General features: G+C 31.4%; 20 protein-coding genes and 1 tRNA gene. 7 read left to right on the top strand and 14 right to left on the bottom strand.

Going from position 1 to position 21075, the window contains the following annotated elements; genetic code table 11:
• Positions 1-44: 44 nt before the first annotated feature.
• Entirely contained in the window at positions 45-704 is a 660-nt protein-coding gene (locus tag RG22_RS01820) for an HAD family hydrolase (RefSeq protein WP_034040363.1), read from the bottom strand.
• A 195-nt stretch (positions 705-899) separates the two neighbouring features.
• Between RG22_RS01820 and RG22_RS01815 the strand changes: the two genes are divergently transcribed.
• From RG22_RS01815 to rlmF, 3 genes are read left to right on the top strand one after another with little or no spacing between them, the layout of a single operon-like run.
• Positions 900-2306: an MATE family efflux transporter gene (locus RG22_RS01815; RefSeq protein WP_034040361.1), complete on the top strand. Its 1407-nt coding sequence runs from the start codon at positions 900-902 to the stop codon at positions 2304-2306.
• 14 nt (positions 2307-2320) lie between these two features.
• Positions 2321-2872: a hypothetical protein gene (locus tag RG22_RS01810; RefSeq protein WP_034040359.1), complete on the top strand. Its 552-nt coding sequence runs from the start codon at positions 2321-2323 to the stop codon at positions 2870-2872.
• On the top strand, positions 2851-3759 hold the full coding sequence (rlmF, locus tag RG22_RS01805) for a 23S rRNA (adenine(1618)-N(6))-methyltransferase RlmF (protein ID WP_338062112.1): 909 nt from the start codon (positions 2851-2853) through the stop codon (positions 3757-3759). The genes RG22_RS01810 and rlmF overlap by 22 nt, the downstream gene beginning before the upstream one ends.
• A gap of 29 nt (positions 3760-3788) precedes the next feature.
• On the opposite strand, the gene RG22_RS17170 is transcribed toward rlmF, so the two are convergent.
• The 3 genes from RG22_RS17170 to RG22_RS01790 form a co-directional block, all read right to left on the bottom strand.
• Positions 3789-4472: a DUF2490 domain-containing protein gene (locus RG22_RS17170; RefSeq protein ID WP_052143588.1), complete on the bottom strand. Its 684-nt coding sequence runs from the start codon at positions 4470-4472 to the stop codon at positions 3789-3791.
• Positions 4473-4576: 104 nt separating this feature from the next.
• Positions 4577-6208, bottom strand: a complete 1632-nt coding sequence (gene pckA, locus RG22_RS01795; protein WP_034040355.1) for a phosphoenolpyruvate carboxykinase (ATP) — start codon at positions 6206-6208, stop codon at positions 4577-4579.
• A 39-nt stretch (positions 6209-6247) separates the two neighbouring features.
• The gene (locus RG22_RS01790) at positions 6248-8077 is read right to left on the bottom strand and encodes an SLC13 family permease (protein WP_034045587.1); all 1830 of its coding nucleotides are present in this window, start codon (positions 8075-8077) and stop codon (positions 6248-6250) included.
• Between the two features lie 315 nt (positions 8078-8392).
• On the opposite strand from RG22_RS01790, the gene bshB1 reads away from it, so the two are divergent.
• Positions 8393-9109 (top strand): bacillithiol biosynthesis deacetylase BshB1, encoded by a 717-nt coding sequence (bshB1, locus tag RG22_RS01785; protein ID WP_034040352.1) that lies wholly within the window; start codon positions 8393-8395, stop codon positions 9107-9109.
• 228 nt (positions 9110-9337) lie between these two features.
• Positions 9338-9413, top strand: a tRNA-His gene (locus RG22_RS01780).
• A gap of 86 nt (positions 9414-9499) precedes the next feature.
• Here RG22_RS01780 and RG22_RS17805 read toward each other — a convergent pair.
• The 5 genes from RG22_RS17805 to RG22_RS01760 form a co-directional block, all read right to left on the bottom strand.
• Positions 9500-9643: a hypothetical protein gene (locus RG22_RS17805; protein WP_156113337.1), complete on the bottom strand. Its 144-nt coding sequence runs from the start codon at positions 9641-9643 to the stop codon at positions 9500-9502.
• Between the two features lie 301 nt (positions 9644-9944).
• Positions 9945-10958 (bottom strand): M28 family metallopeptidase, encoded by a 1014-nt coding sequence (locus RG22_RS01775; RefSeq protein ID WP_034040350.1) that lies wholly within the window; start codon positions 10956-10958, stop codon positions 9945-9947.
• Between the two features lie 76 nt (positions 10959-11034).
• On the bottom strand, positions 11035-12087 hold the full coding sequence (locus tag RG22_RS01770; RefSeq protein WP_034040348.1) for a M28 family peptidase: 1053 nt from the start codon (positions 12085-12087) through the stop codon (positions 11035-11037).
• A 132-nt stretch (positions 12088-12219) separates the two neighbouring features.
• On the bottom strand, positions 12220-12564 hold the full coding sequence (locus RG22_RS01765; protein ID WP_034040346.1) for a hypothetical protein: 345 nt from the start codon (positions 12562-12564) through the stop codon (positions 12220-12222).
• Positions 12565-12676: 112 nt separating this feature from the next.
• Positions 12677-13444 (bottom strand): DUF3108 domain-containing protein, encoded by a 768-nt coding sequence (locus RG22_RS01760; protein ID WP_034040345.1) that lies wholly within the window; start codon positions 13442-13444, stop codon positions 12677-12679.
• 184 nt (positions 13445-13628) lie between these two features.
• Between RG22_RS01760 and RG22_RS01755 the strand changes: the two genes are divergently transcribed.
• A complete protein-coding gene (locus RG22_RS01755; RefSeq protein WP_034040343.1) occupies positions 13629-14468 on the top strand; it encodes a universal stress protein in 840 nt (279 codons plus the stop codon).
• A 170-nt stretch (positions 14469-14638) separates the two neighbouring features.
• Positions 14639-14977 carry a DUF4870 domain-containing protein gene (locus RG22_RS01750; protein ID WP_034040341.1) on the top strand — a complete coding sequence of 113 codons (339 nt, stop codon included), beginning with the start codon at positions 14639-14641 and terminating at the stop codon, positions 14975-14977.
• Positions 14978-15434: 457 nt separating this feature from the next.
• Here RG22_RS01750 and RG22_RS01745 read toward each other — a convergent pair whose 3' ends face one another.
• From RG22_RS01745 to RG22_RS01725, 5 genes are all read right to left on the bottom strand, one after another.
• Positions 15435-15920, bottom strand: a complete 486-nt coding sequence (locus RG22_RS01745) for a hypothetical protein (protein ID WP_156113336.1) — start codon at positions 15918-15920, stop codon at positions 15435-15437.
• Between the two features lie 201 nt (positions 15921-16121).
• Entirely contained in the window at positions 16122-17240 is a 1119-nt protein-coding gene (gene dnaN, locus RG22_RS01740; RefSeq protein WP_034040337.1) for a DNA polymerase III subunit beta, read from the bottom strand.
• An 86-nt stretch (positions 17241-17326) separates the two neighbouring features.
• The gene (gene gldG, locus RG22_RS01735; RefSeq protein ID WP_034040334.1) at positions 17327-19711 is read right to left on the bottom strand and encodes a gliding motility-associated ABC transporter substrate-binding protein GldG; all 2385 of its coding nucleotides are present in this window, start codon (positions 19709-19711) and stop codon (positions 17327-17329) included.
• Positions 19712-19794: 83 nt separating this feature from the next.
• Complete coding sequence (locus RG22_RS01730) at positions 19795-20091, bottom strand: putative quinol monooxygenase (protein ID WP_034040332.1); 297 nt, start codon at positions 20089-20091, stop codon at positions 19795-19797.
• A gap of 4 nt (positions 20092-20095) precedes the next feature.
• On the bottom strand, positions 20096-20944 hold the full coding sequence (locus RG22_RS01725; RefSeq protein ID WP_034040329.1) for an SAM hydrolase/SAM-dependent halogenase family protein: 849 nt from the start codon (positions 20942-20944) through the stop codon (positions 20096-20098).
• Between the last annotated feature and the right edge of the window lie 131 nt (positions 20945-21075).

Raw genomic sequence — 21075 nt, 5'->3', positions numbered from 1 at the left:
TTCGTTAAACTGAACTTGTTTTAGTTTCTCATTAATGTAGATTTTTATCTCAATATATTTTTTATCTCGCTAAACCTAATATCACTAAAATTAGTAATTACTTTATTGGCTGTCGAATAATCTTGATTCTTAGAATGCTCACTATCAAAACCAATACAATAAATACCAGCAGCATTTGCCGCCTTTATACCATTGGTGGAATCTTCAATAACTATACATTCTTTTCTTTTAAAACCTGAAGCTTTGGCTGCGTTTATAAAAATTTCTGGGTGAGGTTTCGAGGCTTTTAAATCGGCACCACTAAGTTTATCCACAAAGTATTGATCGAGGTTAAAACGCATAAAAATTCTATTAATATTAGGCATTGAAGCCGAAGATGCTAATACTAATTTTAAACCGTTGCTATGGTAATCTTTAATCAATTCTAAAACACCATCAATAAGTTTAAAACTGCCATCGTTATCAAATAAATATTTAAAATGTTTACGTTTTATGGCTACTAATTCTTCTGGAGATTGATTAAGGTTAAAAGCATCGTGTAAAGTTTGGCAAATAGGTAAGGTAGCTTGACCAGTAAACGACTCGTAAAGCGCATCAGACACATCAATATTTACATCTCTAAACATGTTTTGATAGGCTTTATGGTGCAACGGTTCGCTATCAACAATAACACCATCCATATCAAAAATAACAGCTTTTAGCATATTAAAAATTTTTGGCGAAGATATGCCATACAGTACAAATTCCCTAAGCGCATTTTGTAGTTTTAAATTAATTTGTCATATTTGCGGTCTTATGATTGTATAATTCGACTTCCGTTCTGTATCGAGATTCCCTCGAACTAAAAAAAACTAAACACTTTTTGTGTTTGGATATGTCTATATTTTATATTTTTCAAAATGCAATCAAATAAAATTTCACTAAAACAATTCATTCAATATTTTAAAATAGCTGTTACAGGCAAAACTCAAGAATTTACTTCTGGAAGTATACGTAAAGCAGTTTTTATGCTGTCTATTCCCATGATTTTAGAAATGCTCATGGAATCTATTTTTGCGATAGTCGATATTATGTATGTATCACAAGTTAGTGTAAATGCCGTGGCAACCATAGGTTTAACCGAGTCTGTAATAACTCTAGTGTATGCTGTAGCTATTGGTTTAAGTATGGCTGCAACAGCTGTAGTGGCAAGACGTATTGGAGAAACAGATGTAAAAGGTGCATCGAATGCCGCGGTTCAAGTTATATTTTTAGGTGTATTTGTAGCAGCAATTATTAGTGTAATAGGCATCATTTATCCTAAAGAAATATTAAGTCTTATGGGAGCAGAACCAGACCTTATTGCTGAAGGCTATGGTTATACACAAGTGCTTTTAGGCGGAAATGTAACTATTATGTTACTGTTTTTAATTAATGCTATTTTTAGAGGTGCAGGTGATGCATCGGTAGCGATGTGGGCACTTATTTTATCTAATGGACTTAATATTATTTTGGACCCGATGTTTATTTTTGGTTTCGGTCCTATTCCAGCTTACGGTGTTGAAGGTGCTGCTATTGCGACAACCATTGGTCGTGGTACTGCGGTGGTGTTTCAGCTTGCTATTTTATTTTACGGATACAGTAAAATTAAAATTGGTGTTAAAGATTTAGTGCTTCGTGTTGGCGTGATGCTAAATTTAATTAAAGTATCAATAGGAGGGATTGGTCAGTTTTTAATAGGTACATCATCGTGGGTGTTTTTAATGCGTATAATGAGCGAATTTGGTAGTGAAGTGTTGGCAGGTTATACCATTGCCATTCGTGTTATGATGTTTACATTGATGCCAGCTTGGGGCATGAGTAATGCAGCAGCTACATTGGTTGGGCAAAATCTAGGCGCTAAAAAACCAGAACGTGCCGAAGAATCGGTTTGGAAAACAGGAAAATATTCTGCTATTTTTATGGGCATTGTATCTGTGGTTTATTTAGTGTTTGCGCCAGAAATTATTGTATTGTTTAACGATACTCCAGATGTTGTAAAATATGGTAGTCTGTGTTTGCGGGTCATTGCTGCAGGTTACATTTTTTACGGTTACGGTATGGTGGTTATTAATGCGTTTAATGGAGCAGGCGATACCAAAACGCCTACTTATATTAATTTTGTTTGTTTTTGGTTATTGCAATTACCATTTGCTTATGTTATGGCAATTACTTTAGATTTTGGACCAGCAGGTGTGTTTTGGGCAATTACTTTAGCTGAAGTTCTAATAGCAATTATTGCTGTTATTTGGTTTAAAAAAGGACATTGGAAAGCGGTTGAGGTCTAATACATATAGTAAAAATGAAAATAGGAAAACAATTTAATACACTTAATACATCTGAATATATTCATTATATAGATAATTATAAAAAATACACAGATTTTAATACGTTGGGTTTATATAGATCGATTTGTGAAAATGATAAATTAAATCTAGCTGATAAGATTCAAATTAGAGATTATGCAAATAAAGTGTTTGAGAAAACGTTTAATTTTTATCAATTAAAAGATCCATTAACCTATTTTAATTTAATTAGTTTAGGTGAAGAAATGACTGTTGCTGATGAAAGTAAAGTTTGGGATGATATTAAAAAAAATCAAGAAAAAATATTAACTGATAAGAAAATTAAACATAGAAATTTTGGAGACTATTCAAAACATAATTGTGGTTATGATGATTGTCGCTATAAAGGACTAATGATTAGGCAAGGGTCAGCTCTAGCAGAGGGTTCTATGCATTTTAATTCTGATAAAGATAGCTTTGGAGCTACAAACAAATCAAAAAGAGTAAAAAAACAAAGAAAAAATATTTCAAAAATAATAAATGACGAATTAGACGATTTAATTTTATAGTTATCAAAAAGAACATAAATTTCCATCCAAAAAACAAGCATAAATCAGGTTACGATTTTGATGCTTTGTGCGAATCACATTCAATATTAAAGACATTTGTATTTATAAATAAATACGAAACTAAAACCATTGATTTTGCAAATCCTAAAGCTGTTAAAGCTCTAAATATGGCTTTGTTGAAACATCACTATAATATTAATTTTTGGGAATTTCCAGATGCTAATTTATGTCCGCCAATTCCTGGTCGCTTAGACTATATTTATTATTTAGCAGATTTACTTAAAGCTTCAAACTTAAATAAAAATATTAGTGTTTTAGATATCGGAACTGGAGCAACATGTATTTATCCCATTTTAGGAGTTGCCGAGCATAACTGGAATTTTGTGGCAACTGATATTGATAAAACTTCAATAGCAACTGCTCAAAAAATAATTAATAAAAATAAATTAAACGATTCCATATCTTTAAGACATCAAAAGGATAGTTCGAAAATTTTTGAAGGTATTTTAAATGAAGATGATAGGTTTTCAGCATCAATATGCAATCCACCATTTTATAAATCAGAAACCGAAGCTTTAGAAGCGACAACAAGAAAGCTAAAAGGCTTAAACAAAACAGGGGCGAAGGGAGTTAGAAATTTTGCTGGTACACATAACGAACTTTGGTACGAAGGCGGCGAAAAAGCGTTTATTCATAATTATTTATATGAAAGTTCTTTATTTAAAAATCAATGTGTTTGGTTTACCACATTAGTATCAAAAAAAGATTTAGTAAAAGGCATTCATATATCTTTAAAAAAGCTTGGATCAACCCATGTTAAAACAATTAACATGGGACAAGGTAATAAAATATCACGTATGGTAGCTTGGACGTTTTTAGCTAAATAAAAGTAAAATAACATCAGAAATAATTTGATTTAGCTGTTTTTTTTCTTTTTTCTTAAATCTGTTTTAAAAAACAATCCAACTTGTACTCTGTGTAAGTTTTCTTTGTTAGACGTGTTTCTATTCATATATCCTAGTTGTATGTTGCTAGATTTAGAAATATTAATACCTAAACCAGTATATAGCCTATTTTCTGGCGTATTGCTTAATTTTGGGGTTAATAAAAGTTCATTAGTTAATCGAGCAAATAATGTTTTGTTTAAATTGAATTTGGTGCCAATACGATAGCGTAACCTGGCTACTTTTGGTTTAGAATCATGTTTTCTAAAGAAACGATGTTCCATTCTAAATCTATGGTCTAAAGATATTTTGCTTAATTTATGTTTAAATGTAATTTGTTCGGTTATACGGCTTTCGTAAGTATGTGGGGAACTAATGTTTATATTACCGTCAAAATCTGAATATCCCAAATAAATACTAGCTGTTAATTTTCGATTAAAGTGGTAATTATAACCTGTTTTTATTAAAAAGAAATTAAAGTTATCACTAACCTCATATAACCATAATTGAGTGTAAACATCGATACTTGTTTTTTCTGAAACTCTGTGATTGCTCCCTATTTCGTACCAAGCACCTAATTTATCTTCTGGATTTATTTGAGCATAACTAGAGAAGAAAACCATTAAAAGGTTAATTGTAAGTAATAGTTTTTTCATTTTCAAATATAAAATTTTAATTTATTTATTCTATAATTTTAAGTTGTTTATGTAAGATAAAAGGAGCTCTTTCGAGCCCCTTTTAACGTTGAAATAAGAACCTATTAAAAGTGTTCGTGTAAGTGATGATGCTCATCAATTAATGGTCCACCTTCAATGATTTGATCAGATGCTTGTTGAGCAAATTTCTCAAAATTCAAATGGAATGAGTGTGCTAAGTGAATAGCTTTACCAACGTAAGCTCCTTTTTGTAACCAAGTGTTCATTGGATCTAAAATCTCTGATGGTACACCAGGGCAATACTTAGGCATAAACAACCCAAAAATAAAGTTTTGCTCGTAATCTACATTATCTAAATCTCCATTAAGAATTGCAGTAATCATAGCTCTAGTATATTTTAATTTTATACGAGATCCAACACCGTAAGGTCCTGCACTCCATCCGGTATTAATTAACCAAACGTTTACGCCAGCTTCTGTCATTTTTTTGCTTAGCATTTCACCATAAACTGTTGGGTGTAATGGCATAAATGGTTCTCCAAAACAAGCAGAGAATGATGGTACTGGCTCTGTAATTCCAGCTTCTGTTCCAGCAACTTTAGCAGTATATCCTGAGATAAAGTGATATGCAGCTTGACCTGGAGTTAATTTAGATACTGGAGGTAAAACTCCAAATGCATCACAAGTTAAAAAGAAGATATTTTTAGGATTGTTTGCATAAAGCGTTTCTTGAATATTATCTATATGATGAATAGGATAACTTACACGTGTGTTTTGTGTAATACTACTATCCATATAATCAGGTTCACCATTTTCTTTAAATACAATGTTTTCAAGTATAGCACCTGGCTTTATCGCTCTAAAAATGTCTGGTTCTTTTTCTTCAGTTAATTCAATTACTTTAGCATAGCATCCACCTTCAAAGTTAAAAATTGTATTATCTGCTGTCCAACCGTGTTCATCATCACCAATAAGTTTTCTGTCTGGATCTGCAGATAATGTTGTTTTACCAGTACCTGATAATCCGAAGAATATAGCTGTATCACCTTTCTTGCCAACATTTGCAGAACAGTGCATTGGTAGCACGTTTCTTTCTGTTGGTAAAATCATGTTTAATGCAGAGAAAATACCTTTTTTCATTTCACCAGTATAAGCAGATCCTCCAACTAAAGCTATTTTTTGAGTAAAGTTTAGTATTGAAAAATTCCCTTGACGAATACCAAATCCTTTTGGGTCTGGACAAACATATCCTGGAGCGCAAAGAATTAACCAATCTTCTTTAAAGTTTTCTAGTTCTTTTTGGCTAGGTCTTAAAAACATGTTGTAAACAAACATATTTGACCATGGTAATTCGGTTACTGTTCTAATATTTGTTCTATATTCTGGTTCTGCACAAACATATCCATCTCTTGCATAAATTTCTTTTCCAGAGAGGTATTTAGTGATTTCGTTTTTAAGCTTGTCAAAATTTTCAGGAGATATAGGTTTGTTAGTTTTTCCCCACCAAACTTTATCAGCAGTATAGTCGTCCTTTACAAGAAAACGATCTTGGGGAGAACGGCCAGTAAATTTACCAGTGTTTATAGCAAGTGTTCCGTTTGCTGTTTCTTTTCCCATGCCTTTTTCAACTGTAATTTTCTGAAGTTCTTCAGGTGATAAATTCCAGTTTACTGATACATCTTTTAATCCATACCTTTCTAGGCTTTTGTCTTTTTGAACTGTTGCTGTTGTTTTCATTTTATTCAATTTTAAAGTTCTTATTAATATTTTTTTTATTTAAAATGGCCATATTATTGGCACGAGTATCATAGATATTACAAAGAATATTAAAAGTAATGGTGCGCCTACTTTTAAGTAGTTCATAAATTTATATCCTCCAGCTGTCATTACCATAGCGTTTGTTGTTGTTCCTATTGGAGTTAAAAATGCTGTTGAAGCACTTATAGCTACTGCAATCATAAATGGTTCTGGCGATAGATTTAAAGAGCTTGCAGCTAAAATGGCTATTGGTGCCATTAATACTGCTGTTGCAGAGTTATTTATTACTTGACTAAAGGTGGTAGTTAGTAAAAATACACCCCCTAGTAATGCTATGGGGTGTATAGCACCTAAATACTCTACTAATCCGTTCGCAATTATCTGTGCGGTTCCAGTTTTTTGTAATGCAATGCCCATGGGTATCATAGCAGCAATCATAACTACACTTGTCCAGCTAATACCTTTATAAGCTTTTGATATTGGTACGCAACCAGTTAATAAAACTATACCAGCAGAAATTAGAGCAGCTATTGAACCAGGTACAATTTTAAATACCATAAATATTATCATTAGAATTAGAGCACCTAGAGCTATAAAAGATTTTGTATTGAGAGCTTCAACGTTTTTTGCCATACCTTCAGGACTACCAATAATTACTAAGTTTTCATGTTGTTTTTTAAGGTCATCAATATGCTCCCATGTTCCTCTTATTAAAAAAGCATCTCCTGTTTTTACAGTGATTTCTTTTTCTAATAGTGGTTTTCCATGTCTTGAAGCAGCCAATAATTGTATTCCATATCGTTTAAAATAATCGCCTAACTTATAGCGTCTTCCTACTAAAATAGAATTAGGATTTACTATGACTTCAGTCATACCAACTTCTTGATTTATTAAGTTGTGTTTCAATTCATCGGTAATAGTTTCAAGTGGTAAAAGCCCTAACCTGAAAGTAATCATCATTTTATTGATGGCCTCTGTATCTCCTTTTAGTGTAATAATATCATGGTAGCGCAATTCTGTATTTGTACTCGGAAATTCTTCGAATTGATGAATGCCTTTTAATACATTAGGATGTCTTCTTTTCAATCGAATAATAGAAACATTATAATCTCTTTCTAAATGCCAATCTTCAATTTTTGTGTTAATCAATGGTGATAAATTTCGAATACGTAATCGATAATAACCGCTATCAATTTTATAAGCTTCTATCCAATTGTGTAAAGTAGATTCAATATTTACAGGTTTATTATTTGTTTTGTTTTTAGGTAATAGTTTATAGCCTATATATCTAAAATATACGATTGCTATAATAAGTAATGGTAAACCAATTAAGGCAAATTCAAAGAATGAAAACCCTTCAAAACCAGCGTCTATAAGTGAATTACTAGCTATAATATTTGGAGGTGTTCCTGTTAAGGTTAATAAGCCTCCAGTGTTAGACCCAAAAGCTACAGGCATTAGCATTTTAGATGGTAGCGTACCAATACTCCAAGCCGATGAAATAGTTAAAGGCATTAATGTAGCTACAGTACCAGTGTTGCTTACAAAGCCAGATAATACACCTGCGCCAAGCGTTACAATTACTAATAATTTAGGAACGCTTTTTCCTGCCCATTCCACAAACTTTTTACCAGCCATAGCTGTCCAACCTGTTTGCGCAATACCTTCTCCAATTATAAAGAGTGCTGCAATCATAATAACAGTTGGGTTACTAAATCCACTTAAAGTTTCGGTAGCATCTAAAATCCCTGTTAAAAACAAACTTATCATAGATATTAGTGCTACAATATCTGGTGTAAATTTGCCCCAAACAAAAAGTGCAATTGTAATTGTTAATATGAGTAGCATTAAATAGATCATACTTTATAATTCTTTAATTATGGTGCTTAATAATTATAAGGTAAAATTACAGTAGAAGCTCTGCTAGAATTATGACTAATGTCATGCTTTTACAATAATAGTTATTTTTCAATTATTGTTATATTTATCAAACAAAACCAGTAAATAGTGTTAACGAATACGTTTTCGTAATAATGAGTTTTATGGATTTACTGATTTTTATTGCACAATTAGATGTAAATCTTTAAAGAAATTGAATAAAAAACTAAAAAATAATAGGTTTAAAAGGCTATTTTTGGTTTTTTATGAATAATATATAATTATATGAAATTAGATATTCTTGCTTTTGGCGCGCATCCAGATGATGTTGAATTAGGTTGTGGCGCTACCATAGCAAAAGAAATAGCCAATGGTAAAAAAGTTGGCATTATAGATTTAACTAAAGGCGAACTAGGAACACGTGGCACTGCTGTAACTAGAGCGACTGAGTCTAGTAATGCTGCTGGGATTTTAGGTGTTTCTGTTAGAGAAAACCTAGGTTTTGCAGATGGTTTTTTTGTAAATGATAGACAGCATCAATTAGAGGTTATTAAAATGATTCGTAAATATAAACCAGAACTTATAATTTGCAATGCTATTGACGACAGACATATTGACCACGGAAAAGGAAGTAAGTTAGTAAGTGATGCTTGTTTTTTAAGCGGATTAATTAAAATTGAAACTACTGTTAATGATGATGAGCAAAAGCCCTGGCGACCAAAGCAAGTATACCATTATATACAATGGAAAAATTTAGAACCCGATTTGGTAGTTGATGTTTCTGATTTTATGGATGTAAAAATGAAAGCTGTTTTAGCCTATAAAACACAGTTTTATGATGCTACAAGTAAAGAACCAGAAACGCCAATATCTAGTAAAAATTTTACTGATAGTATAAAGTACAGAGCTAAAGATTTAGGGCGTTTAGTTGGTGTAGAATATGCAGAAGGCTTTACTGTTGAGCGTTATGTTGCAGTTGATAGTTTGTTTGATTTAAAATAAAAATTATTCTTAAAAAAATAAAGAAATACTTTGCGGTAAATACTAAATAATTTACATTTGCACACGCATTACAAAATGCAAGTTACAGGGTAGCTTTTACTAATTGGTTAGAGCGCTCCTTTTGCAAAACTTTTAAAGTTTTAAAATAAAAAAGATGGTGTGTTCATATTTAGGTTAGAGCATTCCCTTTATGAAACTTTTTTAAAGTTTTTTATAAAAAAACAACATGGTGGTTGTAGCTCAGTTGGTTAGAGCATTGGTTTGTGGTACCAAGGGTCGCCGGTTCGAATCCGGTCTTCCACCCAAAAAGCAAAAGCTTTTCAAGAAATTGAAAGGCTTTTTTTGTAGATTGAGATGGTTTATCTTGCCCCAGTTCTTATTAAATATGGACTAGACCGCTCTTTTTAACAACCAAGTGCCATAAACAGTATTTTCAGTATCTTCATTTTCTGTTATAGACCAAGACCCATATATTGAATCAAATTCTGAATCAATGTAGCCATAATGTTCAATTTCTAATTGACCATTTTCCATAGTTATTTCTGAGCTATTAATATTCTTCAGTCTAGGTACTTTTGGATATTTTTTAACAAAAGAGATAAAATCATTTTCAGAAAAACCTTTGATTGTTGCTTGAAGAGGAACAGAATGCTCAGAGTTTTCTTCATTAACGGTTCCAATGAAGTTATTACTGTTACCTTGTAGATTAACATATATTGTGACTCTCTCTACTATCCTGAGCCATATTCATAATAATCTTTCCAATTGTCTATTAAATTCATAAATTTCTTATAGTTTATTTATGGAATTTTTTAAACATTTTAAAACAAAGTAATTATGATGCTTTTAAATCCACCTTAACCCGCTCATCCCGATTAGCCAACTCCCAAGCCGTATGAAAAACTAATTGCGTTCGTGTTTCTAAAAACTTGTAGTTTATTTTATCTGGCGTGTCAGATGGTCTGTGGTAATCAGCATGTGTACCGTTAAAATAAAAGATAACAGGTATATTGTTTTTTGCAAAGTTGTAATGGTCTGAACGGTAATAAAAACGATTGGGGTCGTTTTCATCATTGTAGGTATAATCTAATTCTAGATTAACATATTTTTTATTAACTGCTTCAGAAACATCGTGTAACTCTTTACTCAATTTATCTGAACCAATTAGATACAAATAATTTTTACCGTTTTCGTGTTTTGGGTCTACACGCCCAATCATATCTATATTCAAATTAGCTACTGTATTTGCTAACGGAAAAATAGGATCGATATCGGTGTAATAACGCGAGCCGAATAAACCAATTTCTTCACCTGTTACATGTAAAAAAAGGACAGAACGTTTTGGCCCGTTACCATCTTTTTCTGCGGCTTTAAAAGCCTCGGCAATCTCTAAAATAGCTACAGTTCCAGAGCCGTCATCATCAGCTCCATTATTTATATCTCCGTTTTGTGAAACTCCAATATGGTCTAAATGTGCAGATATTACTACAATCTCATCTGGCTTTTCAGAGCCTTTTATAAAAGCAACAACATTTTCAGAGGCTTTAGCTTTACCATTAAAAAAATCTTCTGGAATTTCCTGAAAATAGTCACCGTCTGCAATTGGTGAAGGAATTCTATTATCAACATAGTGTTTTTTTATAAATTCAATAGCTTTTTTTTGCCCAGATTCGCCAGTTCTTCTACCTTCAAAATCATCTGATGCATAAGTGTACAGCATTTCTTTTAACTCATTCTCAGTAATGGTTTTTGCATAATCTGTTACATGTTTTTTCGCATTTTTATTATGAGATGTACTGCATGATGCTATTATTAAAGCTGTACAAAAAAGGATACCTAATTTTTTCATTATATTATTTATAAGAGTTAGTTTTTTTATGTTACGATATTACAAAAAAGGGAAGAATTATAATTGGTATTTATATTTATTTTAAGAACTCATTGTCTTCATCTTTAGCAATACGATGTACTTGATTGGCTAGTTGCCACGCAGTTGCAAAAATAAGTTTAGTTCTAATTTCTAACAATTCGTAGTCTATTTTGTCTGGAGTGTCTGTAACTTCATGATAATCATTGTGTTCTCCATTAAAGTAAAAAATAACAGGAATATCGTGTTTTGCAAAGTTATAATGATCAGAACGTGTGTAATAATGATTTTTTTCACCTTCAACATTATATCTGTAATCTATATTGATATTAAAGTAGGAGTTATTAACTTTTTCTGAAGTGTAATGTAGCTCTTTACTTAATCTATCTGAGCCAATTAAATAAATATAATTTTTATTATTTAAATGAGCATCATCAACTCTTCCAATCATATCAATATTGAGGTTTGCAACAGTATTTTCTAAAGGGAATATTGGGTTTTGCGTGTAATATTCTGAGCCTTGTTTACCAATTTCTTCTGCTGTAAAATGAAGAAATAAAATACTCCTTTTTGGACCGTTACCATTTTTTTTGGCTTGATTGAATGCTTGAGCAATTTCCATTATTGCTACGGTGCCAGAACCATCATCATCGGCACCATTATGTATTTCTCCGTTTTCTGAAACTCCCAAATGGTCAAGATGCGCCGATATAATTATGATTTCTTCTGGTTTTTCTGAACCTTTAATGAAAGCCAAAACATTTTCTGAAGTTTTAGCTTTTCCTGAAAAGAAAGTTTCTGGAATGGTTTGGTAATAATTAGAATGTCCTAAAGGAGATTTTATGTTTTCCTTTTGATAATAAGATTTAAGAAATTGAGCGGCTTTTTTTTGGCCAGCCTCACCAGTTTTCCGGCCTAGAAAATCATCAGACGAAAATTCATATAAATGAGTACTCAACTCTTTTACAGATATAGTGTTGGCATAATTAACAGTAAGAGTACTATCTGCCAACTCAATGCTATCTTTAAGGTTTTTAATTTTGGTGGTGTATTTGGTTGTTGCACACGTACCAATAAGAGTAAATGTAAAAAGTATATAAAAAGTTTTCATGTGTGTTAATAGCTGTTTTAAGTATCACATGTAACTTACAATTAAATCATTCTCTTGGGGCGAGAAAATTATTAGTATGTTCGTTTCATTTTTTTAAATTGGGTGCAAATATATAATAAAAGAAGAAAACACTTATTCATCAATACTAATATCTTCAATTTCTAACTCGTTTAATTCTTCAATGGCTTCTTTCTCAGATTTTGCTTCTTTTTTTTCTAAAGCTTCTGTATTTGCAACTTCAACGGTATTAAATAATGATTTATAGGTAGTTATAGCTAGCGCAATTATGGTTAATAAAAATGTAAATTGAATAATCTTTTTTACTTCTCCACTTTTTTTTGAAAGATAAAAAGCAATTAATCCACAAATAAGTGCAATAATAGATGGTATTATTGCTAAATTTGAAAGTGGTAAAACAGATAATATAATTGCTAAAACCGAAGCTATAATGGCAAAAATTGTAAATAGTTTTTTCATGTGTTTGTTTTATAGTTTTTAATGTTCACACGCAACCTTTGATGGTTTAAACAATCATTATATTGTGTGTTAAAGATTGTTTTAATCATGTCGGTTTCATTTTTTTTATACGTTAATATTTTAAACCCGTAGCAGATTTTATTTTTAATTCTCCATTACCAACAGGAATTTTAAATTTTCCGTAAACAGGAATTTTATTTACATCGGCGGTAAGCCATAAAAAATTATTGTTTTTACCTTTAAGAACATCAGTTTGACTAGAACCAATTGCTAGTTTGTAACATTCCTTTTTACCAATGGCTGTAGTTATGGTTTCTTTTCCTAAATAGGTTATTTGCCCTTTAAATTCTTCTCTATCAAAAATAATGGTTAACGATTTTCTAGTTCCAATAGGCATGTTTTTGTAATCAAATAATCTCAATGTATATATTGTTGAAACAATATCTTTTGTTCCAGAATTTATGGTTATGATTTTATTTTCTTCGTAATTGTTTTTCTTTTTTAGCTGAGATTTAACAGTTTTTGTTTTATGACTAAACGTATATTTCATGTACTTATAATAGCTACCTTCATTAATATCACGCTTATACAAATAAGGTGTTAGCGTTTTTGGGTTTACATAGCTTTCATATAAATCTCTAATCTTAAAAAAATTATCCCACTTACTATACGTTGCTGCAGTACATTTTAATTTTAGCAAGGTAGCTTTTGATGTTTTTATGTTGCTAGTTTCCATGGTAACTTCGGCTATATCTGTTAAAATACCAGACATGTTATAAGCTGCTGTATAAGTAAGCTTTTCGTTAGCAATAATAGCATCATTCTGTGCATTTAAGCTGAAAGATAGGAGAGCAAGAGCAACAAAAAATCTGTAAACCATATAGGAATTTTTAATGTTTATAACATATTAATTAACATTTATTATGCCGAAAAATACAATGCTTTATAATATTATGCTAATTTTTTTATGGTTTAAAGAGAAGTATATATTGCAACTGACAATTGTCATAGTTTTACTTTGATTCTCATACTATATTTACATAGTAATCCATTTTATACTTTTTATGAAAACAATACTATTGCCTACAGATTTTTCTAAAAACTCAATTAATGCTATTAATTATGCTATAGAATTGTTTAAAGATGTTGAGTGTTGTTTTTACTTGCTTAATGTACAAAAAGCATCGTCTTTTATATCGGACGATATGATGGTTGTATCGTCATCAGCAACCATTTATAAAACTATAATTGATGCTGCAAAAAAGTCAATCTCAAATATTATTTCTAAGATTGAAAAAAAGCATCATAATAAAAAGCATCAATTTATTTCTATAGTAGATTATGATAACTTTATTGATTCTATAAATCAAGTATCAAAAAAGCATAAAGTAGATTTAATTGTTATGGGTACCAAAGGTGCTTCTGGTTTAGAAAAAATAATTTTTGGAAGTAATACGGTTAGAGTCATCCAACGTTGTAATATGCCAGTTTTAGCTATTCCAGATGGTTGTAAATTTAATGCTGCAGATAAAATTGCTTTTGCTACTTCAAATTCTAAACAATTTAATGAAGATGAGTTTATACCATTAAAAGAAGTAATGGTATTAGAAAACTCTAAATTATATATTCTTCACCTTGCAGACCAACACCATTTGGCTTATAATGCTTATGACAATATGGATTTTTTTCGTACTCATTTTAATAAGGCTAAACATGAGTTTATTGACACCACAAGTAACGATATGTTTGACACTGTCCAAAAGTATATTATAAACAACGATATAAAAATACTCGCTATGATGAACAAAAGGCACTCTTTTTTAGAGCGTTTATTTACAAGACATGATGTTGAAACATTTGCTTTTAATATCGATGTTCCCTTTTTTGTTATGCAAAATAAGTAGCCCTTCTACATATTGTAGTGATTGTTTTACTTTTTTAAGTAATTTATGCTTGTTTCTTTATGCTGTAAATAAATTTTGTAACCAATTTAACTTCTAAATATTATTTTTAAAAGATGTAACATTTTCTTGATTTGAACGTCAAATAAGTATCAATCAATAAAATCACCATCATGAGACAAGACAACCAACTTTTAGTCATTACGCATTTAAGTCAATTAATTACACTTATTACAGGTTTTGGTAGTTTATTATTACCACTGGTACTTTGGCTTACACAAAAAGAAAAAGTGTATCAAATGGATGCACACGGTAAAAATATTATAAACTTTCAATTAAGTTTAATTGTTTACGCTATAATATGTATACCATTAATATTATTATTTGGCTTAGGTTTATTAGGCTTTATAGTTTTAGGAATTATATCGGTTGTTTTCCCAATAATAAACGCCATAAAAGCAAACAACGGCGAAACACCAACATACCCTTTATCTCTTAATTTTATTAGTTAGTTTAGTTAGTACGAGATAAATTAAAATGCTCATCAATTGATGAGCATTTTTTGTTTATATAAAATATCAATTTCCAGTGCCCCGAATTTACTTCGAGATGTATCGAGAAGTTGGGCGTTACCCTAAAGGGTCAGGCTTTCCGTTATATCTTTTTTTTTCGTACCTCAAAAAAGGATGAGTTTACCCTGAGCTTGTCAAAGGGTTGCAATCCTTGACGCACTTATTTGTAAACTTATATTATTAAATCGGAAAAGTTGTTTTATTTTAGGACGGGTCAATGGTTCGTTTAACGGTTGGTGTAAGGATAGTTGCGTGATTAAACAACTAACTTAACAAAAATGGAACGAAGCAGAGGAAAATCCGCAGGATTTTCCGAATAGGCAGTACCAAGCAATTATTTTTACACCTTGTTACCTGCTGGCTTTTCAATCTCAAAAACCAAAGTTAACCCCTAAACTTATAGTTGAAGCACTTCCTCCATTTTCATTAATGTTAGAGTAAGCACCAATAAGAGCAAATTTTTTTTTTTCAGACTATAAGTTAGAATTGGCCTAAAATATAATCCACCTCCGTCATCAAATGCGTTGGCACTTAATCCATATCCAATATCTGTACCTAGTGAAAACAATTTTGTAATACCAATTCGACCAGCGATGGCAATAGGGATATATACATCAGGAACTGAACAAAATAAGCACTCAGAACCATTTATGTTTTTTCCTTCACCTAAAAAAACCAGGACACCTGTCGTTGGTCCAATGCTTATATTTTCTGACACATTCCATAAATAGTAAAAATTACCTAAAAGGGTATAAGAAAAGTATTCGCTAGAGTCTCCTAAAGTCGGTCCGATTCCAGCTTCAATTCTAAAACCTTTCTGTGCATTTATTGAAGAAATAAATAACAGTGTTATAATAGTCGTGGAAAGTATTATTTTTTTCATGTCAGTTGGTTTTATTTTAATTTCTATATATTTATTCAGCTTGCAGGTAATGTTTTTACGGATATGAAATCGTTTTAATGTTTTATATCCGACGTTAAACGAAGTTGTCATTTTTTTTCTGACAAAGTCAACAGAAAAAAAGCAGCAACCTAATTATAGATTACTGCTTTTATATCATGAGATTCCCATGTTCATGAGAATTTAAGAATTCAACATCACAGGCATCACAAGCATCGTAATCTGTTCACCTTCATCCAAACCATCAATGGGTGTTAAAATTCCAGCTCTATTTGGCATACTCATTTCTAACTGTACTTCGTCCGAATTCAGGTTATTCAACATCTCCGTTAAAAAACGCGAGTTAAAACCAATTTGCATATCATCACCTTGATAATCGCAAGTTAAACGCTCTTCGGCTTTATTACTGTAATCAATATCTTCGGCAGAAATATTAAGTTCTGCTCCAGCAATTTTTAAACGTATTTGGTGCGTCGTTTTGTTAGAGAATATACTAACACGACGAACAGAATTTAAAAACTGTGTGCGGTCAATAGTTAATTTATTAGGGTTTTCTTTAGGAATCACCGCTTCGTAATTCGGGTATTTTCCATCAATTAAACGACAAATCAACTCCGAGTTTTCAAATGTAAATTTGGCGTTACTTTCGTTGTATTCAATAGTTACATCGTCTTCGCTTGCTGCCAAAATACCTTTTAAAAGATTTAAAGGTTTTTTAGGCATAATAAATTCTGCTACTTGGTTTGCTTTTATATCTTCTCGTGTATATTTTACTAATTTATGAGCATCAGTAGCCACAAAGGTTAAACCTTCGGTTGAAAACTGAAAAAACACGCCACTCATTACCGGGCGCAAATCGTCGTTTCCAGCAGCAAAAATAGTTTTACTAATAGCCGTAGCCAATACATCGCCTGTAACAATAGTTTTACTTGGGTCTTCTAAAGCAACTGCTTTTGGAAATTCGTTTCCATCGGCGTAAGCCAAAGCGTATTTACCGTGATTTGAACTAATTTCAACCGTATTGTTTTCTTCAACAACAAAGGTTAAGGGTTGCTCTGGGAATGTTTTTAAAGTATCGAGTAACAAACGCGCAGGAATTGCAACACTACCTTTGCTATCGCTTTCAACGTCTAAGCTAGAAGCCATAGTAGTTTCTAAATCACTAGCTGAAACCGTTAGTTTTGTGTGGTCCAATTCAAATAAAAAATTATCTAAAATTGGTAAGGTGTTCGAGCTGTTAATTACGCCACCTAAAACCTGTAATTGTTTTAATAAATAGGTACTTGATACTATAAATTTCATGTATTTATAATGTATTTAATTTTGAATAAATGCTACTTACAAATATATTCCATACGGATTAATATAAGAAACAAACTTATTAACATTTAGGTAGCATATTTTTTCTTTCTAAAGTAGTTAAAAGTAAAACCAAATAATGCTAATAACCCCAATGGTAACGCAATATTTATGAGTTGCCATTTTGTTTTTTGAGTTGCTATTTTTTGCTGATCTAAAAATGCCACAGCAATTTCTTTTGACCGAATGTTTATAAGTCCGTTATCGTCTAACAAATAATTAACGGCATTGAGTAAAAATTCTTTGTTGCCATAGGTTTGTCCGGTCCATCTATCAAATCCTAATTCTTGTGGTACATTTTTTATCACCTCATTTTTTATCACGTCACCATCGGCAATAACAATCATTTTTGTTGGAATGCTTTTGTTTTTTTCTTCTGAAAGCTTAAAAGGTTTTATACGGTTATTGTAAACACTTGTAAATTCACCTTCTAATAAAACGGCTAATGTTTGATTGCCTTTGTTGAATAATTTAGGATTTTGCTCTTGGGTAACAACATCTATACTTATTTCTTTTGGTGTGCCTTCTAATTTTGTAAGTGGCGCACTTTCTAAAAGAATAGTTTTATTGATATTGTTTTTTAAGGTGTCAATTTGATTCGCAAAATCGAATCTTACCAGATTTAAATTATTAACAATAGGGTGTTTACTATTTGATGATGCTAAAGGCGAATACGGCCATCTTAAATTTTGAAACTGCGAATCGCTACCTTCACCAATCGCTAGCGTAATAGGAGCGGAGTAGAGCGTGCTTACCATTACAGGATTGATACGAACCCCATATTTAAAAAAGAAATCGTTTAAATTCAAATCTCTTGAAACTGCTAAATTAGTTCCCGAAGCGTTGAATAAACTGTCTTTTTCCATAGCAACATTATCAATAAGCCAAAGACTTTTTCCGCCATTCATGGTAAATTGGTCTAAAACTAATTTTTCGTTTTCAGTAAAAGCTTCAGTAGGTTTTGCAGAAATAATTAAATCAAATTTATTCAAATCGTTAAGTGTTTTTTGAGCATTTTTCGAAACACTGTCTAAAGTAAAAGGCGCAATAAAATAATACTCGTTAATTTTTTTAATAAAATCTGCGATGTATTTATCTTCTAATTGATTATTACCTTTTAAAACCGCAATTTTCTTCTGTTTTGGTTTTGTTAATTTACTAAAACCATCTGCAAATGCATACTCTAAATGTTGTACAGAATTGGTTACTAAGTCTTGTTGCGATGCACCAATTTTATTTTTTACTAAAGGAATGGTAATCGTTACATCGTTATAACTTGCCAATGCCCACGGAAAAATTATGGCTTGCGACGACTTGCCGCTTTCTTGCACGTTTAATTGCATAGGCGTTAATCCGCGTTGTGTCAGTTGCTGGATGTTACGCTTACGAGTCGCTTCATCTTCTAAAGGATTTATAAAGTTGAAATTGATGTTGTTGTTTTCTGCTGAAAATTCTTCAAGTAATTGTTTAGTTTCTCTTTGAAGGCGTTTAAATTCTGATGGAAAATCATCACCGTTTAAAAACACATCAACAAAAATAGGTGATTCAACAGCATCTATAATTTGTTTTGAAGCTTCGCTTAACGTGTAACGATTATCTTCAGTTAAATCGAAACGTTTATGAGCTGAAGCAGATAATATATTTAAAAGCAACAACCCAATTGGCAAAGCTAAAAGTGGTAATAATTCCTTCTTAGAAAAAGGTTTTGTTTTTATGCCTCTAGCGGTTAGTACGATAAAGAAAATAGTGATACTTAAAAAGTATAAAATATTCTGCGTATCAAGCACACCACGACTCATACTTTTAAAATGATAGCTCATTCCTAATTGCTCAATAAATAAGTTTGAAGTGAAATCTGAAACCCCTTCAAAACCAATATAAAACAAGAAACACAGAAAAACAGCGCTAATAAAAGCTACAATTTGGTTGTCGGATAATGTGGAGCAAAATACGCCAATAGCGGTGTACGATGCTATTAAAAATAATAGCCCAAAGTAAGACCCCAATGTGCTGCCAACATCTAAATTCCCAACAGGATTTCCTAATCGATAAACGGTGTAAACGTAAAGTAACGTTGGTAAAATCGCGATTAAAATTAGAACAAAAGCACCAAAATATTTACCTAAAACAATGTTGGTATGTGAGATTGGTTTTGTTAATAAAAGCTCTAAAGTGCCTTGTTTTTTTTCATCAGAAAAACTGCGCATGGTTACGGCAGGAATCAAGAAAATTAAAATCCAAGGTGCTAATAAAAAGAACGATGATAAATCGGCAAACCCATAATCTAAAATATTAAATTCGCCTATAAATAGCCATAAAAACAATCCATTTAACAAAAGGAATATGGCAATTACCAAATACCCAATTGGCGATGCGAAAAACGAGTTTATTTCTTTTTTAAGTATGGCGAACATTCTTGTTGATTATGAGTTGGTTATTTTGCCACGAATTCACGAATATATAATTTTTTTTACTGTTGACTGAATACTGCAACTGCTTACTTGAGAGAAGTGACTTTATCAACACTCCAAGCTTCTGGTTTTGCATTAAAAAGGGGTTTGGTTTTACTCCAAACGTTTTTAAATAAATCAGATTGTCTGTATGCTTCTAAATCTGTTTCAGAGTCCCAATAGCTGTAAGTAAAAAATATACTAGTATCGTTTTTATCTCTATATAATTCTAAAAATTGACACCCTTCAAAACCTCTAATTTTATGTTTATTGGCATCAAAGTTTTCAAGAAACAAATCAATAACATTCTCATTAAAACTCATCTTTACAATTCTTACAAACATATACTCAGTTAAATTTCTCTATTCTCAAAAAATTAATACTTACAGCATCCATAACACCTAATCCCATCAAGGATGATGCACTACCAACCGTCGTGGTATTACTTTTATAAAGCGCAATTTCTAAAAAACCACCAGAATTAAAAACGACTAAACCTCTACCTTCGTCATGTCTTTTTTCTTCAGGAATCTCAAAGTTTACAATATCGCTATATTTTGATAAAATGGTTTTAAACTTATAATTTCGTGCCGAAATCTCAAAAGTGCGACCTTTTTGAATGGCTTCAAAAAAATCACGTTTTATGTTGGTAACCACATTTCCGTAATTATCAATGTAAATAACACTGCCTATAATTTGAGTTTTATCTTCGTTAACATACGGCACAATATTTTTAATAGGCTTTATGTTGCTAATAGTTTTTCCAATAACATCAAGTGTACCTCCGCGTGCAATATGGCAAGCTACTTTTACAAACACATCTAAAACAGGGAAACTAGTTTGTATTCTATCATGAATATTAATTTCAACAATTTTTTCTGGTGCAATTTCAGAACAAATCATACTCATAATTCCATTGTTGGCACAAATAAAAAAATGATCGTCTAATTTTAAAGCAATATGCTTGTTTTCAGGATTTATTTCAGAATCAATTCCAATAATATGAATCGTGCCTTTAGGAAAACTATTGTAAGCATTTTGAATGATGTATGCCGCTTCTGGAATACTAAAAGGCGATACAGAGTGTGAGATATCAACAATCTTAACATCAGGTAACTCACTGTAAATAGCACCTTTTGTTGCGCCAGCAAAGTGATCTTTTTCTCCAAAATCTGTAGTTAAAGTTATTATCGCCATTGGCAAAATTGTTGATATGTTTTTAATGTTTGATCACTCAAATTTATGTATTTTTGAGCTTTATGAATGTGTTTTACAAACCTACATAAATTTTCGTTTTCGTTTTTATATTTTAAATGAAAATTATAACA

Origin of the sequence: Wocania ichthyoenteri Th78 (assembly GCF_000789235.1) — a bacterium.
In the GTDB taxonomy this organism is placed as follows: Bacteria; Bacteroidota; Bacteroidia; order Flavobacteriales; family Flavobacteriaceae; genus Wocania_A; species Wocania_A ichthyoenteri.
The sequence above is the reverse complement of the archived record's forward strand: the minus strand, read 5'-3'. Positions and strand labels throughout refer to the sequence as shown.